The organism is Streptomyces sp. Ag109_O5-10, from assembly GCF_900105755.1.
Classification (GTDB): Bacteria; Actinomycetota; Actinomycetes; order Streptomycetales; family Streptomycetaceae; genus Streptomyces.
In genome coordinates this window covers 6,506,722-6,527,043 of record NZ_FNTQ01000001.1, presented here as the reverse complement: position 1 = coordinate 6,527,043, position 20,322 = coordinate 6,506,722, and the positions used below count along the sequence as shown (strand labels likewise).

Annotated in this window: 18 protein-coding genes; 6 read left to right on the top strand and 12 right to left on the bottom strand. The window is 71.9% G+C overall.

Features of this window, described 5'->3' with window-relative positions; all coding sequences use genetic code 11:
- Positions 1 to 125 precede the first annotated feature (125 nt).
- Entirely contained in the window at positions 126 to 1,772 is a 1,647-nt protein-coding gene (locus BLW82_RS29740; RefSeq protein WP_093503443.1) for a pyridoxal phosphate-dependent aminotransferase, read from the top strand.
- 308 nt (positions 1,773 to 2,080) lie between these two features.
- Here BLW82_RS29740 and BLW82_RS29735 read toward each other — a convergent pair whose 3' ends face one another.
- The 5 genes from BLW82_RS29735 to BLW82_RS29715 form a co-directional block, all read right to left on the bottom strand.
- Positions 2,081 to 3,691 carry a methyltransferase gene (locus tag BLW82_RS29735; RefSeq protein WP_093503441.1) on the bottom strand — a complete coding sequence of 537 codons (1,611 nt, stop codon included), beginning with the start codon at positions 3,689 to 3,691 and terminating at the stop codon, positions 2,081 to 2,083.
- 61 nt (positions 3,692 to 3,752) lie between these two features.
- Positions 3,753 to 4,925: a 4-hydroxybenzoate 3-monooxygenase gene (locus BLW82_RS29730; RefSeq protein ID WP_093503439.1), complete on the bottom strand. Its 1,173-nt coding sequence runs from the start codon at positions 4,923 to 4,925 to the stop codon at positions 3,753 to 3,755.
- A 302-nt stretch (positions 4,926 to 5,227) separates the two neighbouring features.
- A complete protein-coding gene (locus BLW82_RS29725) occupies positions 5,228 to 6,166 on the bottom strand; it encodes a UTP--glucose-1-phosphate uridylyltransferase (RefSeq protein WP_093503437.1) in 939 nt (312 codons plus the stop codon).
- A gap of 127 nt (positions 6,167 to 6,293) precedes the next feature.
- Positions 6,294 to 7,616 carry a CaiB/BaiF CoA transferase family protein gene (locus BLW82_RS29720; protein WP_256216006.1) on the bottom strand — a complete coding sequence of 441 codons (1,323 nt, stop codon included), beginning with the start codon at positions 7,614 to 7,616 and terminating at the stop codon, positions 6,294 to 6,296.
- 5 nt (positions 7,617 to 7,621) lie between these two features.
- Positions 7,622 to 8,848, bottom strand: a complete 1,227-nt coding sequence (locus BLW82_RS29715; RefSeq protein WP_093503435.1) for an acyl-CoA dehydrogenase family protein — start codon at positions 8,846 to 8,848, stop codon at positions 7,622 to 7,624.
- A gap of 475 nt (positions 8,849 to 9,323) precedes the next feature.
- Here BLW82_RS29715 and BLW82_RS29710 point away from each other — a divergent pair, with 475 nt between their 5' ends.
- Positions 9,324 to 9,842 (top strand): hypothetical protein, encoded by a 519-nt coding sequence (locus tag BLW82_RS29710; protein ID WP_093503433.1) that lies wholly within the window; start codon positions 9,324 to 9,326, stop codon positions 9,840 to 9,842.
- A gap of 12 nt (positions 9,843 to 9,854) precedes the next feature.
- Here BLW82_RS29710 and BLW82_RS29705 read toward each other — a convergent pair whose 3' ends face one another.
- The 3 genes from BLW82_RS29705 to BLW82_RS29690 all read right to left on the bottom strand — a co-directional run bounded on the left by BLW82_RS29705 (position 9,855) and on the right by BLW82_RS29690 (position 12,301).
- Complete coding sequence (locus BLW82_RS29705) at positions 9,855 to 10,325, bottom strand: pyridoxamine 5'-phosphate oxidase family protein (protein ID WP_093503431.1); 471 nt, start codon at positions 10,323 to 10,325, stop codon at positions 9,855 to 9,857.
- Between the two features lie 90 nt (positions 10,326 to 10,415).
- Positions 10,416 to 11,591 (bottom strand): type III secretion system effector protein, encoded by a 1,176-nt coding sequence (locus BLW82_RS29700; protein ID WP_093503429.1) that lies wholly within the window; start codon positions 11,589 to 11,591, stop codon positions 10,416 to 10,418.
- Between the two features lie 317 nt (positions 11,592 to 11,908).
- Entirely contained in the window at positions 11,909 to 12,301 is a 393-nt protein-coding gene (locus BLW82_RS29690) for an isomerase (protein WP_093503425.1), read from the bottom strand.
- 122 nt (positions 12,302 to 12,423) lie between these two features.
- Here BLW82_RS29690 and BLW82_RS29685 point away from each other — a divergent pair, with 122 nt between their 5' ends.
- The gene (locus BLW82_RS29685; protein WP_093503423.1) at positions 12,424 to 13,215 is read left to right on the top strand and encodes a helix-turn-helix domain-containing protein; all 792 of its coding nucleotides are present in this window, start codon (positions 12,424 to 12,426) and stop codon (positions 13,213 to 13,215) included.
- 190 nt (positions 13,216 to 13,405) lie between these two features.
- Here the strand turns inward: BLW82_RS29685 and BLW82_RS29680 are convergent, their stop codons facing one another.
- Positions 13,406 to 14,071 (bottom strand): Type 1 glutamine amidotransferase-like domain-containing protein, encoded by a 666-nt coding sequence (locus tag BLW82_RS29680; RefSeq protein ID WP_093503421.1) that lies wholly within the window; start codon positions 14,069 to 14,071, stop codon positions 13,406 to 13,408.
- Between the two features lie 65 nt (positions 14,072 to 14,136).
- On the opposite strand from BLW82_RS29680, the gene BLW82_RS29675 reads away from it, so the two are divergent.
- Positions 14,137 to 15,123, top strand: coding sequence for a GlxA family transcriptional regulator (locus BLW82_RS29675; protein WP_093503419.1), 987 nt, complete (start codon positions 14,137 to 14,139; stop codon positions 15,121 to 15,123).
- A 48-nt stretch (positions 15,124 to 15,171) separates the two neighbouring features.
- Here BLW82_RS29675 and BLW82_RS44640 read toward each other — a convergent pair whose 3' ends face one another.
- Positions 15,172 to 15,315, bottom strand: a complete 144-nt coding sequence (locus BLW82_RS44640; protein WP_177233115.1) for a hypothetical protein — start codon at positions 15,313 to 15,315, stop codon at positions 15,172 to 15,174.
- Between the two features lie 54 nt (positions 15,316 to 15,369).
- On the opposite strand from BLW82_RS44640, the gene BLW82_RS29670 reads away from it, so the two are divergent.
- Positions 15,370 to 15,882, top strand: a complete 513-nt coding sequence (locus BLW82_RS29670) for an Lrp/AsnC family transcriptional regulator (RefSeq protein WP_177233114.1) — start codon at positions 15,370 to 15,372, stop codon at positions 15,880 to 15,882.
- 9 nt (positions 15,883 to 15,891) lie between these two features.
- On the opposite strand, the gene BLW82_RS29665 is transcribed toward BLW82_RS29670, so the two are convergent.
- On the bottom strand, positions 15,892 to 16,560 hold the full coding sequence (locus BLW82_RS29665) for a DUF4360 domain-containing protein (protein WP_093503417.1): 669 nt from the start codon (positions 16,558 to 16,560) through the stop codon (positions 15,892 to 15,894).
- A 210-nt stretch (positions 16,561 to 16,770) separates the two neighbouring features.
- Positions 16,771 to 17,229 carry an RrF2 family transcriptional regulator gene (locus BLW82_RS29660; protein WP_093503415.1) on the bottom strand — a complete coding sequence of 153 codons (459 nt, stop codon included), beginning with the start codon at positions 17,227 to 17,229 and terminating at the stop codon, positions 16,771 to 16,773.
- Positions 17,230 to 17,302: 73 nt separating this feature from the next.
- Between BLW82_RS29660 and BLW82_RS29655 the strand changes: the two genes are divergently transcribed.
- The gene (locus tag BLW82_RS29655) at positions 17,303 to 20,284 is read left to right on the top strand and encodes a beta-galactosidase (RefSeq protein ID WP_093503413.1); all 2,982 of its coding nucleotides are present in this window, start codon (positions 17,303 to 17,305) and stop codon (positions 20,282 to 20,284) included.
- Positions 20,285 to 20,322 lie beyond the last annotated feature (38 nt).

The window sequence follows — 20,322 nt, the reverse complement described above, 5'->3', positions numbered from 1 at the left end:
CTCACACAGGTTGAACGGCGCCGCAGCCGCCCCCGTACTCAAGGGCGGCCCGTGCTCCCCCGCGCGGGCCGCCCAAGACGACGGGCCCGGACGTCCCCATCGGGCCCGCCTCATACGGAGGTTCAATGGCCGGCAGCGTCACCTCGTTGTTCCGCAGCGGAGCTCACAGCCCGTCGATGGCGGCACTGACCCGCGAGGGGGGCGACGGCACCGGCCCGGTCGACTTCTGCATACCCTGCAACCCGTACTTCCCCACCCCGGCCATGATGGAAACGATGGCCGCCCGGCTGAAGGAGATCATCACCTTCTACCCGAGCAGCGCCGACACCATCACCGCGGAGCTGTGCCAGCTCCTCCAGCTCCCCCCGCAGGCCGTGGCCATGGGCAACGGGTCCACCGAGCTGATCACCTGGATCGACCACCTGCTGGTCCGCGAGTCCCTCGCCGTCCCCGTCCCCACCTTCGGCCGCTGGACCGACCAGCCGATGGAGACCGGCAAGCGCGTCGACATGTTCCCGCTCCAGGAGTCCAACGGCTTCGCGCTCGACCTCGCGCAGTACGCCGAGTTCATCCGCAAGCGGGGCACCAGGGTCGCCGTCGTCTGCAACCCCAACAACCCCGACGGCGGCTTCCTGCACAAGCAGGCGCTGGTGCAGTTCATGGACGCCATGGCCGACCTGGACCTGATCGTCATCGACGAGTCGTTCCTGGAGTTCGCCGACGCCGAGGCCGAGCCCAGCGTCGTCCAGGAGGCGATGCTGCGGCCGAACGTCATCGTGCTGCGCAGCCTCGGCAAGAACTTCGGCCTGCACGGCATCCGCTTCGGCTACATGGTCGCCAACCCCGCACTGGCCGGCAAGGTCCGCGCGATGCTCCCGAAGTGGAACCTCAACGCGTTCGCCGAGTACGTCGTCTTCATGCTCAAGGAGCACGGCGCCGAGTACGCGCAGAGCCTGCTGCAGGTGCGCAAGGACCGTTTGGAGATGGCCAGCCAGCTCGCCACCCTGCCCGGTCTGACGGTCTACCCCTCACAGGGCAACTTCCTCTTCGTGCGCCTGCCCGTCGGCGCCGAGGGCACCGTGGTGCGGGACCGGATGCTCACCGAGCACCGGATCCTGGTCCGCGATTGCGGCAACAAGATCGGGTCTTCCAGCCGCTTCCTGCGTCTCGTGGTGCGCCCCGAAGTGGACGTACGTCGCCTGGTGTCCGCCATGGAACAGGTGCTCTACGGGACCAGGAGGGGAGCCGCCGTACCCGAGCTGAGCACCGGGACCAGCTACAGCTCGGGTACGGCGGCGGTGGACCGGCTGGTGAGCGAGACCAACGGGGCGGGCATCCAGCTCGCCCAGGCCGTCGGCGCGGGGCCCGTCCCGGGGCTCGCCGCCGCTCCCGCCGCCGGTGTCGGCATGCCGCTCCCCGTCGCCGCGCAGCAGGGCGGCGCCGGGATGCCGATGCCGGCGGCGGCCATGCAGATGCAGCAACAGCCCCAACAGCAGCCGATGATGGCCCCGGTGACGCCGATGGCATCGGCGCCCGCGCCCGCGCCCGCGCCGATGCCCATGCAGATGCAGGCCCCGGCGCCTGCCCCGGCCCCCATGCAGGCCGGTCCCACGCCGCCCGGGGTGCCGGCCCGGGGCGGACTGACGGCGGCGCAGGTACGCGGCATGACCGCACCCGCTCCCCCGGTCCCCGACCTGGCCCCGGCCCCGGCCACCGGCTGGCCGAACGCCCAGAGCTGGCCCAACGCGGCGGGGATGGGCCAGGCAGGCTAGTCGCCGTGGGGGGCGCGGTCCCTTGCCGAGTGCGGCACCGTCGTGGCTGGTCGCGCAGTTCCCCGCGCCCCTGACAGGGCGCTTGAACCGGACAGGATCACAAGTCACCGTCGGGGCACAGTACGTAGCCGAGTGCGGCACCATCGTGGCTCATCGCGCAGTTCCCCGCGCCCCTGACAGGGCACTTGAACCGTCGAGGCACGACAGGGGTACGGGGCTGATCGGTCGGCGGTAGGGCAACGGGCCCCGGCAGGGGCGCGGGGAACTGCGCGATCAGCCCCCACCGGGGCGCGGTGGACGAACTGCGGTCAGCCTCGCGCGGCGTGCAGGAGTGAGGCTCCCAGGGGGAGGGCGTGGCAGGCCAGTCGGTTGAAGCCCGCCTCCTCCAGCAGGCGCCCGTAATGGGCCTCGTCCCGTTCCCGGCCGCCCACGTTGCACAGCATGTGGAGGTCCCAGGCGGCCGCCGTGCGGCTGGGCAGCAGGCGTTCCACGACGAGCAGCCGGCTGTCCTCGCGCATGGACTCCGCGCAGCGCCGCAGGATGGTCGTGCAGCGGTCGTCGTCCCAGTCGTGCAGGACGCGGGACAGGAGGTAGACGTCGCCGCCGGACGGGACGGACTCCGTGAAGTCGCCCTCGGCGAACGTGCAGCGGCCGGAGAGGTCGGCCAGTTCCGTCCGGGCCGCCGCCAGCGCGTCGGCGCGTTCCAGCAGGACGCCCTCCAGGTGGCCGTGGGCCCGCAGGATCCGGCCGAGCAGGGCGCCGTTGCCGCCGCCGACGTCGACGACGCGTCGTGCGTCGGAGAAGTCCACGAGGTCCGGTACCGGCGTGAACATCTCCGCGCTCGCGGCCATCGACCGGTGGAAGAGGCCGGCGAGTTCGGGGTGCTCGGCGAAGTAGGGGAAGTGGTGCTTGCCGTAGCGGTGGGCGAAAGCTTCCTTCCCCGTGCTGACGGCATACGGGAGCCCGGCGAAGGAGTCGTAGAACGGGCCGCCGTAGAGCAGTGCGAGGGAGTGGAGGGAGTGCTCGGCGTGGGTGCGCAGGGGTTCGCCGAGGGCGGTGAGGTGATGGGTGCCGTCGGGGGACGAGGTGAGCAGCCCCAGGGTGGCGAGGTAGCGGAGGAGGCGGCGCAGGGCGTCCGGGTCGGTGGTGGTGAGGGCGGCGAGGGTGGCGGTGTCGAGGTCGGGGCGGGCGGCCAGGTGGTCGGCGATGCCCAGTTCGGCCATGGTGCGGACGGCCTGGGTGGCCCAGGCGCCGGTCATGACGCCGAGGAGGGCCAGGGTGGGGTCGGGCAGGGGTTCCTGGCGGCCGGGGAGGCGGAGTTCGAAGCGCCGGTGACCGGCGGTGCGGAAGTAGAGGACGGTGACGTTCTCGTGGTTGTTGTAGCCGCCGCCGTCCGGGACCGCGCCGCCGCGTTCCGTCAGCAGGGTGCGCAGTCCGGCGGGGACCACCCGGCCCGGTGCGGTCACCGCGAAGGCGTGGTGCGACTCGTGGCCGGCCGCCCGCTCGTCGGCGGCGACCGCCTCCAGCGGGGAGCCGGGCGGCACGGGCAGCGCGAAGATCTCCACGGTCCGCCCGGCCACCGGCACGTGCACGATCCCGACCGGGCTGTCGCCGAGGGCGGCGCCGTAGCGGCGGGCCAGCCGTCCGCGCACCACCACGCTCGGAGTGACGGGGCCCGGGTCCAGGCCGGCGCCGCGCAGGTCGTCGCGGAGCCCGTCCAGGGAGGTGGGGAAGACGAGTACGGCGGTGTGGTCGTAGCCGAGGTGGCGGGCGACGTCGGCCCGCTCGTCGGCCGTCAGGCCGGGCAGCAGCCCGGCGAGGACCTGGTCCGTGTCGTGGTCGCGGACGTGGTCGGCCGCGCGCCGGATCCGGTCCAGGTCGGTTTCCGTCAGACATGCCTGTACGACGGAGAGGTTCATGAAGGGTTCCCGATGATCGTGGGGCAGGAGGAACCGGGGGCGGCGGAGCCGGCCCCGGGGGTCAGATGCCGGTGTAGTTCTCGGCGAAGAAGTCCTGGTGGGCGCGGGAGGTGCGCAGGCTCTCCAGGCGGGCGTACTGCAGCCGGCGGCCGTAGCGGGCCTCGTCGTCCGTGCCGGCCGGGCCGTGCAGCAGGCCGCTCATCCAGTGCGAGAACTCGTGGGCCCGCCAGACGCGGGGCAGGCTGTCGGCGGCGTAGCGGGCGAGGCCGGTTCCGTCGCCGTGGGCGAGTGCCGCTTCGAGGGCGCGGGCCAGCAACTCGGCCTGGAGGACGGCGAGGTTGGCGCCCTTGGCCGCCGAGGGGCTGATGAGTCCGGCGGCGTCACCGGCCAGCCACAGCCGTCCGGCGCCCGGGGAGTCCAGGACGTCGGAGCGCAGGTCGACGACGGTCTTCTCCAGGACGGGGCCGTGGCGCAGCGGCCCGAACCGGGCGGTCCGCAGCCGGGTCGCCAGTTCTGTCCAGATCCGGTCCGTGTTCCAGTCGGCGGGGTCGGTGCCGCGCGGGCACTGGAGGTAGTAGCGGGTGACGGTGTCCGTGCGGGCCATGTGGCCGGCGAACCCGCGCTCGTGCAGGGCGTATCCGACGGCCGCCAGGCTGGGTGGAGCCGCGACCAGCACGGCCAGCCAGGAGACCCCGTGGTCCCGGCGGGCGGTCCGGGTGCCGCGGGCCGTCAGCGCGGCGCGGCCGGTCCCCCGGTGCCCGTCGCAGCCGGCGACGTACCGCGCGGTGACGTCGGCACCGCCGCGCACCCGCACCCGGGCGGCCGCGCCCTCCTCGGTCACTTCGCCGGCCTCGGCGCCGAACCGGATCTCCCCGCCGCGCCGCAGGTACTCGGCGATCAGGTCCCGGACGAGTTCCCGCTGCGGGTAGACGGTGTGCGGCTCACCATGGCCCAACGTGCCGTAGTCCAGGGTGAACTCGCCGCGGTCGCTGCGGAACAGGCAGGTGGTGTGGGTCTTCCCGCGGGCCAGCAGGCCGTCGGCCAGGCCGTGTTCGGTCAGCACGCGCACGGAGTGGGCGGCCAGGAATCCGGCGCGGGCCCTGCCCTCCACCGCGGCACGGTCGCGCCGCTCGATGATCACGCAGTCCACGCCGCGGTCCAGCAGCAGGTTCCCCAGTACGAGCCCTGCCGGGCCGGCGCCGAGGATCACTACACCGACCTGTGCTGTTGCCATGCCCCGCCCCTGGAGTTGCCCTCTGTCCAGAAGGTTTCATATCAGCCGCATACCCCGCATAAGGGGAGGAAGCGGACCAATTACCCCTAAAGGGTTGACTGAGGTGACGGGAGCTGCCGGGAAACGGTGCGAACCAGGGCGGAAACGGCGCGGTGCCCGTCCGCATCGAATGCGAACGGGCACCGGATCGAGCGCCGGGCAGGCCTTGCACCTGCATTTCCCCGCAGGAAGCGGGGCGTCTTTCCTTGGACCACCAACGCAGCACCAGACACCGCGAGTTGCGGCGACCAGCTCTGAAACGATCATACCGTACGCTGCACGTCGCCCTGCAACTCGTCCCGCACGTCGCCCTGGTCGAGCTTGCTGACCAGACCGCGCAGCACGGGCCCGTACTCGGGGTGGGCGAGGGCGAACGCCATCTGCGCGACGAGGTAGTCGGCCGGGTTGCCGGTGTCGTACCAACGGCCCTGGATGACCTGCCCGTACACGGCCCGGCTGCCGGCGTAGGCGTTGATGGCGTCGGTGAGGTACACCTCGCCGGTGCGGTGCTCGTACCAGCGCCGGGTCTGCTCGCGCAGCTCGTCGATGATGCCGGGGGTGACGACGTAGCCGCCGATGGCCGCGTACGGCGAGGGCGCGTCGGCCGGCGCGGGTTTCTCGACCAGGCCGGTGATGCGCAGCTGGCCGTCGCCGAGGTCCTCCTTGACGATGGGCACGCCGTAGCGCTGGGAGTCGGCGGGGTCCATCGGCAGCAGGGCGAGGACCGGGCAGCCGGTCTGCTCGTAGGCGCGTATCAGCTGCTGGGCGCGGGGCACCTCGGCGACGAACACGTCGTCGGGCCAGAGCACGAGGACGGGCTCGTCGCCGAAGGAGCGGGCGGCGTTCAGCACGGGCGTGCCGTTGCCGTACGGCCCGTACTGGTCGAGGTAGGTGATGTGCCCCTTGCGGGCCAGCTCGGCGACCTCCTCGACGGCGTCCGCGTAGGCGGTCTTGCCGTCGGCGCGCAGCTGCTCCACGAGGGCGGGATTGGGCCGGAAGTGCTCCTGGATCAGGCTCTTGCCGCCCGAGACGACGATGGTGATGTCGGTGATCCCGGAGTCCACCAGCTCCCGCACGGTGTGTTCGATCACCGGTTTGTCGCCGACGGGGAGCATCTCCTTCGGCGTGGCCTTGGTCAGGGGCAGCAGGCGGGAGCCCAGTCCGGCGGCGGGAATCACGGCCCTGCGGATCGTCGGGGACATCAGTTCTCTCTCGGTCGAGCGGCACGGGGTACGCGGACGCTACCAACGGACCCTGTCCCACCCGGCGACACCGACCGGCCGTACCCCTACGTCCAGACGAATTCCAGGCGAAGCCGAGATGAAGAGTTCAGTGCGGCGGCTCCTGCGGCGGTGTGCCGGGGACCACTCCATCGGCGTGCAGTGCGTCGATCTCGGCGGGGCCGAATCCCAGCTCGGCGAGGATCTCGTCGTTGTGCTCGCCCAGGCCCGGCGCCCGTTTCGCCGGCACCTTCGGGACCCCTCGGAGGGTGACCGGGCTGCTGACGGTCTCCGTCAGCCCGCTGACTCCTTCCAGCGGTACGACGATGTCGTTGTCGCGCAGCTGCTGGTCCCGCGCGGCCGCTTCCGGCGTCTGGATGAGGCTGTAGGTGATGCGTTCGCGGCTCAGCGCGTCCTTCCAGTGGTCGAAGGTCTGCGAGCGGAACTCGGTGTCGAGCAGCTCGGCCAGCGCGCCGGCGTGCCGGACCATGCCCTCCAGGTCGGCGAACCGGGGGTCCTCCAGCAGTTCGGGGTGTCCGACGGCGCGTGTCAGTCCCGGCCAGCGGGTGGGCGAGGCGACCAGCATGAACCACTCGCCGTCGGCGGTCTGGTAGGGGTTGATCAGCGGGTTCGCCGGGGCCTTGCGGTCGTGCAGTTCGAAGGGGGTGCCGTGGGCCAGGGCGCCGGCCACGAGGGTTCCGGTGGCCCAGACGCCGGTGGCGAGCAGTGACGTCCCGACGTTGGCGCCCTGCCCGGTCCGTTCGCGGTGGTAGAGGGCGGTCGTGATCGCCGCGTAGACGGCGATCGCCGTCGTGTAGTCGCCGCTGCCCCACACCGGTACGGTCGGCGGGGCGCCGGCGTCCCGGGTGGAGGCCAGCAGACCGCTGCGCGACCAGAAGGCGGTCAGGTCGAACCCCGGCTGCCGGGCGTCGGGCCCCGCGTCCCCGAAGCCGGTGAGGTCGGCGTAGACGACCCTCGGGTTCCAGCCGGCGACCTCCTCGTAGCCGAGGTGCAGCTTCTCGCGCGTACCGTGCGGGAAGTTGGTGATCACCACGTCGGCCCACTGGACGAGCCGCTTGAGGACCTCGACGGCCGCCGGGGACTTCAGGTCGAGCACCATGCCCCGCTTGTTGCGGTTGGCCAGGTGCCAGCTGTAGTTGGCCTCGGCCTGCGGGCTGGGCGGTACGGAGCTCAGGCGCCGCTGGGGGTCGCCCGTCCCCGGCGGCTCGATCTTGATGACGTCGGCTCCGAAGTCGGAGAGCACGGTGGCCGCCGCGGGTCCCGCGATGAACGAGGACGCGTCGAGGACCTTCAGGCCGGTGAAGACGGATTCGGGGGTCACGGACTCGGGGGTCACGGACTCGGGGGTCACCGACTCGGGGGTCACGGATTCGGGGGTCACGGACTCGGGGGTCACGGGTTCAGGAGTCATCGCCGTCACTTCACGAACGCGCTCAAGCCGTCGGTGACGGCGCGTCCCACGATCAGGGTCTGGATCTCCCGCGTGCCCTCGTACGAGTAGAGGGCCTCGGCGTCGGCGACGAAGCGGCCGACCTTGTAGTCGAGGACGATGCCGTTGCCGGCCAGCAGCTCCCGGGCCCAGCCGACGTTCTCCCGCATCCGCACGGTGCAGTACGCCTTCGCCAGGGCGGAGTGCTCGTCCTTGTAGATCCCGGCGTCCTGCAACTGGGCCAGCCGCGTCACCATCCCGCACGAGGCCGTGGCGTTGCCGAGCATCTTCACCAGCAGGTCCTGGACGAGCTGGAAGCCGCCGATCGGGCGCCCGAACTGCTCGCGCTCCTTCGCGTACCGCAGCGCGATCTCGTACGCGCCGAACATCACGCCCACGGCCTGCCAGGCCACCCCGCTGCGCGTCTGGCGCAGGATGCCCGCGGTGTCCTTGAACGAGTTCGCGTTCTGCAGCCGGTTGGCCTCCGGGACGCGACAGCCGTCGAGCACGATGTCGGCGTTCTGCACGATCCGCAGCGCCATCTTGTTCTCGATCTTCGTCGCGGTGAACCCGGGGGTGTCCTTCTCCACGACGAAGCCCAGTACGTGGTTGGTCTCGGTGTCCCGCGCCCAGATGACGACCAGGTCGGCGAAGGTCGCGTTGCCGATCCACCGCTTGGCCCCGTCGAGGACCCAGCCGTCGCCGTCGCGGCGCGCGGTGGTCCGCAGGCCGCCGGCCACGTCGGAACCACCGTGCGGCTCGGTCAGCCCGAAGGCCCCGATCTTCTCGAAGCGGCTCATCGCCGGCAGCCACCGCCGCTTCTGCTCCTCGGAACCACAGGCGAGGATGGAGCCCATCGCGAGCCCCGTGTGCACGCCGGAGAAGGTCGCCAAGGACGCGTCGGCGTGGGCGAATTCCAGCGCGAGGAAACCCGAGAGGAGATTGCTCGGCTTCGACTCCGCGGAGTCCGGGTGCGCCCAGTCCACGAGCCCGAGTCCGCCGAACCCCGGCACCAGCTGGAAGGGGAACTCGGCCCGTGCCCAGTAGTCGTCCACGAGGGGAGCGGCCTGCGTTTCGAGGAACGCACGGACGCGCCCGATCTTCTCCCGCTCACCGTCCGTCAGGAGTTCCTCGTAGGAGTAGAAGTCGGCGGGAAGCTGCCCTTCGCCCAGGTAGGGACCGGACGGCGTCGGCAGGAGCGGAGTGGCGCCCATGGAAATCCTCCTCCAGCACTGCGGGACAGGGTGGTGGCGTCGAAGTCCCTCGCCACCCGGCACTGCCCGAGCGGTGTCTCGGTTCTCCGGCGCGATTAGACCCGGATACCGCGCCGAATTCCGCGAGCCCTCGCCGTTCAGGGGGTGTCCTGGCCGCGACGAACTACCCTAATGGCCCCTTTACTCACGCGTTTTCCGCGATGCCCTACGCCGGCCGCCGACACGGCTGTCCGAACTCCGACCGCCTGCCGGCAGGAGCCCTTCCTACGATGCCCCGTCCACGACAGTCACCTCGGACGGCGGCCCCGCGGTCCTTCTCCGACGGGCGGGCATGCGGGCGGGCCTCCGGCGCCTGGTCCGCTCACCGATCGCGCAACGGCACATTACTTGCGCACTTTTTCCCCGCCCGACCTACACACGTCCTGAACAGCGTGGTTTGATCCCGGTACCGCAAATCCACCGGGGGGATCCAGCCATGTCCAGACGCCTTTTCGCCGTGTTCCTGGCGCTCGGCGCCGCCGCCCTCACCTCGTGCTCCGACGGCGGAGGGACGGCCCTGGCCGGCGCCGGGAAGAGCAGCAATCTCGTCGGGTACGAGCACACCCAGGTCGGCAAGGAGTACTGGGTGACCATGCCGCAGATGGAGAACACGTCGGGGAAGCCGGTCACCGTCCTCAGCGGGAAGATCGTCCACGTGCCGGCCGGCCTGCGGATCACGGCGTACCGGGTGGTCAGCGACGGCACCGGCCCTCACCCCTATGGGGTGATACCCGTAGGTGTCACGGACCACAACGCCCTCGCTCACCAGGGCAGTTCGATCCGGATCCCGGCGCACACCCTGTCAGACCTCTACTACGAGGCCCGGGTCAAGGTGACCGGCACCGTGCACGGGGACCTGACCACCTGCCACTACGAGTACCGGCAGGGCTCCACCACGTACCGCGAGGACATCGGCTGCGACACCCGGATCCGCCTCGGCAAGCCCGTCTCGTGACTGGCTGAAGCCCTAGACCAGCCACCTCCCGTCGCGCATCAGGGTCCGTCCGGCCAGCTCGGGAACGGTTCCCCAGGCCTGCAGCACCTGTGGGGTGACCTGGAAGAAGACGTACGACGGGTGGTCCTCGCGAGGGTCCCAGCCGTCCTTGGCGGCGAAGGCGTCGCCCACGCCGGCCGGCAGCTCCTCCCGGGTCAGCATGCGCGCGGTGCCGTGGACCAGGACGACATCCCGGGTGTGGCCGAAGGAGAGCCGGACCCGGCCGGAGGCGATGAGATTGCGCCCGGTCGGGTTGGTGTCGCGGGTGGCCAGCCACACGGTCTCGCCGTCCCACCAGAAGGCGAGCGGAACGAGGCACGGCTCGCCGGTGCCGTCGGCCGTGGCGACCCACACGTCGTTGTCCCGGGCGAGCCGTTCCAGCGCCTCGCGCTTGCGCTGCTCCTGGCTTCGGGGTCCGGCGGGGCGAGAGTCAACTGAGGCCATGCGTCGAGGCTATGACGTGCCGCGCCCGGTCACATCGGGCGGCGGGACCAGGACGCGAGGCGTAGGACCGTTGCGGCCGGCGGCCGTTACTCAGGTGTAGCCGCCGCGGCGTGGCAGGCCGTGTTCGTCGCGCAGCATCTCCTCCGTGGTGACCGGCACCCGCCGCTGCTCGTGCAGGGCGGTGGAGGTCTCGTTGCCGGTGACGGTCGCCGCCTCCTCGTCACCGATGCTGCGGATGTTGATGCCGTGCATGTTGTGCTGCGCGTGGATCAGTTCATGCCCGTACACCAGGAAGGCGGGCGAGACGGCCTCGCCCTCGTGCGCGCCCTCGCTGTCCCGCAGGCCGTGCGGCACGGCGACGACGCTGGTGCTGCCCCTGCCGGGGGTGTCGGGGGCGGACGCGAGCCCTTCGGGCGTGTCGACGGCCGCCTCCGCGCCGACCGCGCTGTTGCCGCCCATGAACTCGATCTGCTCGGGGTGGAAGGGCACCACGCCCACCATGGCCGTGCCGGCTCCCGCGACCCCTGCGGTGAGACCGCCGACCAGGTCCCGGCCGTGCTGCCGGGAGAGCAGCCGGGCGTGGTGGGACAGCATCTGGTCCTCGAAGCCCCGCACCGGCGCGGGCGTACGGTCCTCGCCGAACGGCCGCGGGGTCGACGAGGTCCTGATGCCCTGGCCGCCGACCACCCGCGACCAGGTGTCGGACAGCTGCGCCAGGCCCTCGGTGTCCTGGGGACCGATGTCGGCGCCGACGGGGCGCAGGCCGAACCGGCGCAGGATGCCCACGTATTCGATGTGCCGCTGCTGGATCTCGTCGAGCAGGGCCTTCAGGGCGGTGGTGCGCGGGTTGGCCGTCCGGCCGGCCGGGCCGTCGGCGCGGAACTGGCCGTAGACCATGTGCTCGGCGGTGTCCAGAGACATGCCGAGGTCGTCGCAGTGCTTCTGCTGGCTCTCCCTGCCCCGCAGCCGGAACGCGAACCCCTGTGCCGTGGTGATCAAGGAGCGGGCGGTGCCCAGCATCTCCTCCACCGCGTCGACGATGGGCTGGATCTCCGGATCGGCCGTCCTGGTCCGCTGCACCGTCGCGACCGGGTCCCGGAGCCGCTGGACCGCCCGGGCCACCGCTTCGTTGCCGGCGGTCCCCTGGAAATCCCGGACGCCCGCAGGGCTCAGGTCCCGGACGGGCGGCCGGACGGTCGCCGCTGCGGACCGCTGCGGCCCGGCCCCGGTCGCCTCGACCGCGCCGGGCCGTGTCTGCGCGCGCACGCCACTTCTCCTTCATGTCGGCCAGGGCAGAGATGGAGGATCTTCCACCCCTGGCGGCTCGCGGGGAAGGTGCGGAGGGACAAGCCCGGGGGCAGACACGCCCGGCCCATCCCCGCGACAGCCGCCCCGGCGGGCCGCGCGGGGCACGGGCCCTAGTGCCGCGGCAGGCAACGTTTGCCCGTCAAGGAGCGGCGTCCGGTGCGTGCTCTCGGCGTGCCGGCCGGAAGTCCTCGTACTGGATGTACTTGGGCTTTCGGCTGGTGCGGCGAGAGTGCGTGCCGGGCGTCGTGACGGGGCGAACGTTGCCTGTTGCGGCACTAGTCGTGCGCGGCGGGGTCGAACCCCTCGGGTGCCCGGTCCAGGAAGACCGTGACGGAGCTGATCCGGCCGTCCTCCTCGAGATGCAGGACGTCGGTTCCGGTGGCGAAGGAGGTCTCCGCGCCGTCACCGGTCAGGATCTCCCAGCGGAGCCGGGCGCGGCCGTGGTGGATCTGCGGCTGCTCGCGCAGCCGGAGGGCGACCGGGCCCATGTGGGCGGCGAACTGGTTGCGGAAGTCGATGAGCGCCTGTGTCCCGCCGAGGACTCCGATCTGGGCGCGGTACTCGACGCCGTCGGTGAACGCGGCTTCGGCGCAGGCGCGCTGCTCGTGCTCGGTGCCGGTGTTCCAGAACCGTACGTATGCGTCGAGCCGTTCGGCGATCTCGGTCATGGTGGCCGTCCCTTCGCGGTGAAGTGGCTTGTCGGTTACCGACTTTGGGCTGCGCGGCGCGCCCTGTCGATGACCTGCGAGGTCATTGATTCCGGGCCGGGCAGCCGGGCAGCCTGGGATGCATGACGACGACCATCACCGAGCCGGTCGGGGTGCTGGTGCGGCGCTGGCGGGAGCGGCGGCGGCGTTCGCAGCTGGACGTGGCGCTCGCCGCCGAGTTGTCCGCCCGGCACCTGAGCTGCATCGAGACGGGGCGGGCCAACCCGAGCCGGGACATGGTCCGGCGGCTGTGCGACGAGCTCGACGTGCCGCTGCGGGAGCGCAACGCCCTTTATCTGGCGGCCGGTTTCGCCCCGGTGCACCGCGAACGCGCCTACGCCGATCTCGGCGCGGCGCGCGAGGCGGTGGAGGCCGTGCTCGCCGGACACGAGCCGAATCCGGCGCTCGCCGTCAACGTGCGGTGGGAGCTGCTGGCCGCCAACCGCGCCATGGGACTGTTCCTCGGTGACGTCCCGGCGACCGTCACCGGGCCGCCCCTGAACGTCCTGCGGGCGACCCTGCACCCCGACGGCCTGTCCGCACGCATCCGCAACCTCGCCCAGTGGCGGGCGCACGTACTGCGCCGGATCCGCCGCCAGCTGGACCGGACCTCGGCCACCGGCCTCGCCGAACTCCTCACGGAACTGGAGAGCTACCCGGCGCCCGGCACACCCGAGCCACCGGACAGCGGATCTCCCTACGACGACCTCGTGGTCCCCCTACGCCTGTCCTCCGACCACGGCGACCTCGCCCTCCTCTACACCACCACCGTCTTCGGCTCCCCACGGGACGTCACCCTCGACGAGATCGCCATCGAGACGTTCTTCCCCGCGGACGCGCGCACCGCCGCGGCGCTGCGCGCGATGACCGCGTGACCGGTCAGTGATCAGCCGATTGCAAGCATCGTTCCGAACCGAAATCAAGAAGACTCCGGGAAAACGGCTCGCTCCACGACGGACCGAACCTGCGGTGACCGGCGCCGTTTCCGGCTCCAGGGCGTCGGAACCCCGATTGGTCTGTTCGACAGGGGCGTCGGGGCCTCCTGTGGACCCGCTCACGAGGCGTTCACCCCGTCGGGTCGAACAGCCTCCAGTTCCCCTCGGAGACGACCTCGACGCCGGCGTCGGTCACCTTGATGGCGGTCTGGGCGTCGATGGCGTAGGCGGGGCCCGCGATCCCGGCGGCCCAGCGTTCCGCCTCGACCATGGTGTGTTCCGGGCTGCCGAGGTGCGGGAAGAGGGAGAAGCCGACGAGTCCCAGCGCGGTGTCGCCGCCGGTGGGGGGCTGCCAGCCGACGAAGAAGTCCCCCACGCGGGGCGTGAGCGCCATGCTGCCGGCGCTGAGCCCCACGTAGACCGTGTCGCGCAGCGACGGGAGGAGGTCGGCCAGTCCGGACTCGCGCATCCAGTGGCACAGGTACAGCGCGTCGCCGCCGTTCACCAGGAGGACGTCCGCGTCCCGGACCCAGGAGACCCAGCGTTCACGGTCGATGCCGGGCAGTGCGGTGAGTTCCAGCACGCCCACCGACTTCCACCCGAGCCCCGTCATGGGGCTGGGGGACCGGCCGCTGAGGAAACGCCACGGGCCGCCCGGATCCCCGTACGGGCCCCCGTACCCGGCGGTGGGGATGCAGAGGGCGTCGGCCTCGGCGATCGGTTTGCCGAGGAGATCGACCAGTGCCGCCCGAATGCCTTCGTTCCTGACACCGGAGTCGGTGAGGAGCAGCTTCATCAAGCCCTCGCTGAGTCGGGTTGCCGTTCGGTGGCAGGATAGGCCGTGAGCGATAGGATCGTGCCATGTCCGCCGACATCGACTTCCTGCCCGCCCGTCCGCACCGGGTCGTCGTGCTCGCTCTCGACGGGGTCTACCCCTTCGAGCTGGGGATCCCGAACCGGGTCTTCACCTGCGTTCCCGGCGCCTACGACGTCGTGACCTGCGCGGCGAGCGAGGACCGTACGGTGACGACCAACGCCGACTTCACCGTCACCGTCGGGCACGGGCCCGAGGCGCTGGAGAGCGCGGACACCGTGGTCGTACCGCCGTACGACATGGCGCGCATCGCGCAGGAGCTGTCCGGACCCGATGCCGCCGCGCTGGCGCGGATCCAGCCCGGGACCCGCATCGTCTCCATCTGCACGGGGGCGTTCGCGCTCGCGGCGGCCGGGATGCTCGACGGGCGGCCGGCGACGACGCACTGGGCACTCGCGCCGCGGTTCCGGCGGATGTTCCCGCAGGTGGCGCTGGATCCGGACGTGCTGTTCATCGACGACGGGGACGTGCTCACCTCCGCCGGGGCGGCCTCCGGTGTCGACGTGTGCCTGCACGTCGTGCGCTCCGACCACGGCAGCGCGGTCGCCAACAGCGTGGCCCGGCAGTGCGTCGTACCGCCGTGGCGGGACGGCGGCCAGGCGCAGTACATCGAGCTGCCGGTGCCGGACGAGGGTGCCACCGGTACGGCGGCGACCCGGGCGTGGGCCCTGGAGAACCTGGAACGGCCGCTGGCACTGCAGGAGTTGGCCGACCACGCCCGGATGAGCCGGCGCACCTTCGCCCGCCGGTTCCAGGAGGAGACGGGGACCAGCCCCGGGCGCTGGCTGATCCAGCAGCGGGTACGGCGCGCCCGCGACCTCCTGGAGACCAGCGAACTGTCGGTCGACCGCATCGCCGCCGAGGTCGGCTTCGCCACCGGCACCTCGCTGCGGCAGCACCTGCACGCGGCGATCGGCGTCTCCCCGCAGGCCTACCGGAACACGTTCCGGGCCACGGCGGCCGGCCGGGTCTGAGCGGGCCGCCGCCCTCCGGGTTCAGCCGGTTCAGCCGGTTCAGCCGGTTCAGCCGAAGTGGCGGACGCGGGCCGGCGTGCCGGGGGCGTACGGGAGCCGGTCCCGCACCGAGCCGGTCCTGACGAACTCGGCGACGGCGGTGGCGAACACGTGCCCGAGGGCGTACTGGACGTCGTCGGCACTGCCGAGCATCGGGCTGTCCGGGTAGGCATCGAGCGTGCCGAAGAGGAAGGGGAGGTCGGCGCAGTGCGCGGCGCCGAGGGCGTGCGGGTCCGCGGCCGGGCGGTAGTCGAACTCCTAGACGTGGGTCGCGTCGCCGCCGGCGGCGTGGTGGTCGCCGGGCTTGTCGAGGACGGGCGGGCCTCCCACACGGACCTCGCCCGCCGCGCCGGCATCAGCGCCCTGTCCGCCCGCCGGCGCCTGGCGGCGCCGGCGGGCGGCCTGGTCCTCAGGCTCGCGGCCGAGGTCGATCTCGCCCGGCTGGGCATCCGTACCGAGGCGTTGGTGCGGATGACGGTGGCTCCCGGCCGCCCGGAGGAGACCGGGCGGTGGCCGAGCCGTCGTCCACAGCTGCGGTTCGCCTCGGCCACCACCGGCTCGGCCAACCTGCTGGTGGCCGTCGCGGCGGTCGACCTCGACGCGCTCTACGGCTTCCCGGGCCACACGGCCGGCGCCCTGGAGCGCGTCTCCGCGAGGGAGGTCACGCCCGTCCTGACCGGGGTCAAGCGGACCGGACGGGTCCGGCCCGGAAGCCTGTGACCGGCCCGGCTACTTGGCGGGGCACTGCTTCCAGGCCAGGTGGTAGACGGTGCTGATCTCGCCGTCGGTGGAGTCCATGGTCATGAAGCTGACCTTGCCGGGGTTCGCGCTGCCGGCGCTCACCCGCAGCTCGGTGTTGATGTTGAAGTTGCGCTGGACCCCGCAGGGCGCCCAGACCAGCTGGGCCCAGTCGGTGGTGTCGGTGGCCTGCCAGTTGTCGTTGTAGGGGCCCGCGAAGGGGTGGTTGGCGGACGCGGTGTTGGAGGAGCCCTGGAAGTAGTACGAGGCACGCTGGGTGCCGGTGGCGCCCGGCTGGAGCGAGGCGAAGCCGCGGTAGTCGGCGCTGGCGATGGCGTAGGTGAAGCCGCCGGGCACGTGGACGACCAGGTTGAGCTGGCAGTTGCGCCGGAAGGCGGTCGGGTCCGAGTTGCCGCCCGCCTGGGCGAGGTAGGCGCTGTAGGTGACGGTGAAGGCCTCGTTGTCCTCGGACACGGCGACCGCGGTGGTTCCCTGCGGACAACCTGAGCCGTTCACCGTGGCGACGTTGATGACGATCTTGTCCGGCGGCGGGTCGTCGAAGACCGGCGACGACGAGGCCTGGGCCTGAGCGGGCAGTCCGGCGGTGAGCAGCGCGGCCAGCGCTCCGCCGAACAGGAGTCGGTGTCTCCTGGGTCCCATGGTTTCTCCGGTTCGGTGATCGAGTGGGGGGTTGCACCCGCGGCCGTCCGTAGTTCACTTTTGGAGAGTTCACTTTTGAAGGAACTGTGCGTTTCCTGTGAAGACCGGGGCGCTCGAATCGTAGGAACCATGGCATGAACCGGTCAGGTCGAACTCCGGCCATTCACACCGCCGGATTTCACACCCCGCCAAAGGGACCGCCGCAGGGGCTCAGGGGTTCTCCCAGGCCGCCGGTTCCGCCGCCAGCGCCCGTACCGGCTCCGGCAGCGCGTCCGCCGCGATGTCCGCCACCGTGACGCCTTCGAGGATCCTGCGGACGTTGGCGCGCAGGGCGATCCACAGGGGCAGCAGCGGCTGGGCCGTGCCGGTGTAGGCCAGCCCCGTCGGGCGCTCGCCGCGCACCGAGACGATCGGGCCGTCCACCGCGCGGATCAGGTCGGCCACGGTGATCGCGGACGCCTCCCGCGCCAGCCGGTAGCCACCGCCCCCGCCACGCCGGCTGTCGACGATCCCGGCACGCCGGAGGTCACCCAGAATGCCCTCGAGGAACTTGTGCGGGATGTCCTGGGCGCCGGCGATCTCCTCCGCCTTCACGGGGCCCTCACCCTGGCGTACGGCGAGCTCCAGAACCGCCCGTACCGCGTAATCCGCTCGTGCCGAGATCCTCATGCGTCCATTGTGGGGCGTCCTCCCGTGGACAATGGCCGCACCCGCGCCCCGTAAGATCGCCCGGGAGGATCCCTTGGCGCTCAGCAGACGTACCTTCAGTGCCCTCGCCGGCTCGGCCGCGCTCGGCTTCGCCCTGGGCGGCAGCGGCGGCCCCGGGGCGCCCGCGGCCTACGCGGCACGCAGTGTGCCGACCGGCCCGGCACCGGCCGCGCCGAGAGCCGACGGACGGCGGCACACCATCGGCTACGACCACTACTCCCTCGTCGTGGACGGGCGGCGCCTGGTGGTCTGGTCCGGCGAGCTGCACCCCTTCCGCCTGCCGAGCCCGTCCCTGTGGCGGGACGTCCTGGAGAAGATGCGGGGGCACGGCTACAACACCGTCAGCATCTACGTGGCGTGGAACTACCACTCCCCCGCGCCCGGCCGGTACGACTTCACCGGCGTCCGCGACCTCGACCTCTTCCTGCGCACGGCGGCCGAGACCGGGCTGTACGTGATCCTCCGCCCGGGTCCCTACATCAACGCCGAGGTCGACGCCGGCGGCTTCCCCGGCTGGCTCACCGCGACCGAGGGCGCGGCCCGGGGCACCGACCCGACCTACCTCGGCCACGTCGACCAGTGGCTGACGGCCGTCAACCGCATCGTCCGCCGCCACCAGCACACCGACGGCGGCGGGACCGTCCTGCTCTACCAGATCGAGAACGAGTACGACGGCCACGTCGCCGACCCGAGCGGCCCCGCCTACATGTCCCACCTCTACAAGAAGGTGCGGGCCGACGGCATCCACGTCCCCCTCTTCCACAACGACAAGGGCCGCAACGGCTACTGGATCCCCGGCTCCTTCGACACCGGCGGCGAGCACGGGAAGTGGCTGTACGGCTTCGACGGCTACCCGTCGCCCTCCCAGCCCCCGCCGGACTGGGGCGACTTCGGGATCGGCGGCCTCAAGGGCGGTGCGACCGCGAGCCCGCGCACCCCCGGGTTCGTGCCGGAGTACGGCGGCGGCTGGTTCGACCCCTGGGGCGGGGTCGAGTTCGGCGGCAAGGGCTACGCCGAGTCCCGGCGCACCCGCGACGCGGCCTACGAACGCCGCTTCTACCTCACCAACCTCGCCAACGGCCTCACCCTCCACAACGTCTACATGACCTACGGCGGCACCACCTGGGGCTGGCTGCCGGCACCGGTCGTCTACACGTCGTACGACTACGGCGCCGCCATCGACGAGGCCCGCAACGTCACCACGAAGATCGCGCCGATGCACCAGCTCGGCCATCTCCTGCAGCGCGTCCCGGACTTCGCGAAGCTGGACCGCGCGGCCGACGTCCACGTGGCCGGGCTGAAGACGTACCACCTCACCAACCCCGACACCCAGGCACACGTCTACGTCCTGCGCAACGACGGCGCCGAGGAGGTCACCTCCACGCTGCGCACCGCCGACGGCGACGACGTCGAGCTGACCGTCGCGGCCCACGACGCCAAGCTCGTCACCACCGGCCTCTCCCTCGGCAAGCGGAAGCTGCGCTATTGCACCGCCCAGCCGATGTTCGTGCTCACCGCGGGCCGCCAGGACATCGCCCTGTTCACCGGCCGCTACGGCGAGATGGCGCACCTCGTGCTGGAGTGCCCGAGCGAGCCGTTCGTCCAGCGCCTCGACGCCGAGGCGGCCTGGGTCTACGACCAGGGCGTCCTGCACGTCACCGCACCGCTCGGAAAGGGCGGGCTCACCCGGGTCCTGGTCCAGCGCGGCGAGTCCGAGACCCCGCTGCTCCTCCTCTTCGCCGACGACGCGACCTCCGTACGGCTGTTCCCGTACGACACCCCCTCCGGCACGCTCCTGGCCTACGGCCCGGCGCTGTTGCGCCACGCGAGGCTCGACGGGTCCACCGTCCACCTCACCGGGGACATCGTCGGGGCGAGCGGCGTGGAGGTCTGGGGGCCCCGCGGGATCGCCTCGGTCACCTGGAACGGGCAGCCGGTACGGACCCGGGTGACCGTCTCGGAGAGCCTCGTCGCCCTGGCGCAGATGCCGGCGGCACCGCGGCCGGCGCTGCCGGTCCTCACCGGCTGGCGCCGGAAGACCGAGAACCCCGAGGCCGCGCCCGGCTTCGACGACTCGGCGTGGCAGGCCGCCGACAGGAGGACGTCGTTCAGCACGACGGCCGTCCCGGCGGGCGGGCCGGTGCTCTTCGCCGACGACTACGGCTTCCACTACGGGGACGTCTGGTACCGGGCACGGGTGGAGGGCGGCATCGAGGACCTGGAGTCCGTCTCCCTCGCCTACAGCACCGGCACCCAGGGCATGCTGATGGCCTGGCTGGACGGGGTGCCGCTGGGCTCGCACCGGATGCCCGTGCCGGATGCGAAGACGGTACGCAAGGGGAGCTGGACGGCCACGGCCGAGTTCTCCGCCGACGGGCTGAAGAAGAAGCAGCGGAAGAAGCCGGGGCACGTCCTGTCCGTGCTGGTGCGGCGGATGCAGCACGACATGGACGGCGGGTCGCTTGACACCCACAAGGTGGCGCGCGGGCTGACCGCCGTCTCCTTCAAGGGCGTCTCGCCGAAGGTGAGCTGGCGGATCCAGGGGGCGGTGGCCGCGGATCCGGTGCGGGGGCCGCAGAACAACGGCGGGCTGTACGGGGAACGGGAGGGCTGGCACCTGCCCGGGTTCGCGGACGGCGGCTGGGAGCCGGTCACGCTTCCCCGCTCCGACGAGGGGATGGGGGTCACCTGGTACCGGACCGGCTTCCGGCTGTCCGTGCCGGGCGGGGTGGACGCGTCGGTGGGGCTGGTCCTGGAGGACGATCCGGCGCGGGCCTACCGGGTGCAGATCTTCCTCAACGGGTGGAACCTCGGGCAGTACGTCAATGACGTGGGGCCGCAGCACACGTTCGTGCTGCCGAACGGGATCCTGCGGACCCGGGGGTCCAATACGTTGGCGCTGGCCGTGCTCGCGGATGGGACGAGCGAGTCCGGGCCGGGGGTCGTACGGCTGGAGTTGCTGGGGAGTGCGGCCGGAGGGGTCGAGGTCGTGGGGGTGGACTCCCCCGGCCGTTGACGGCGGGTCGTGTGGGGTTCCTCGCGCGGTTCCTCCCC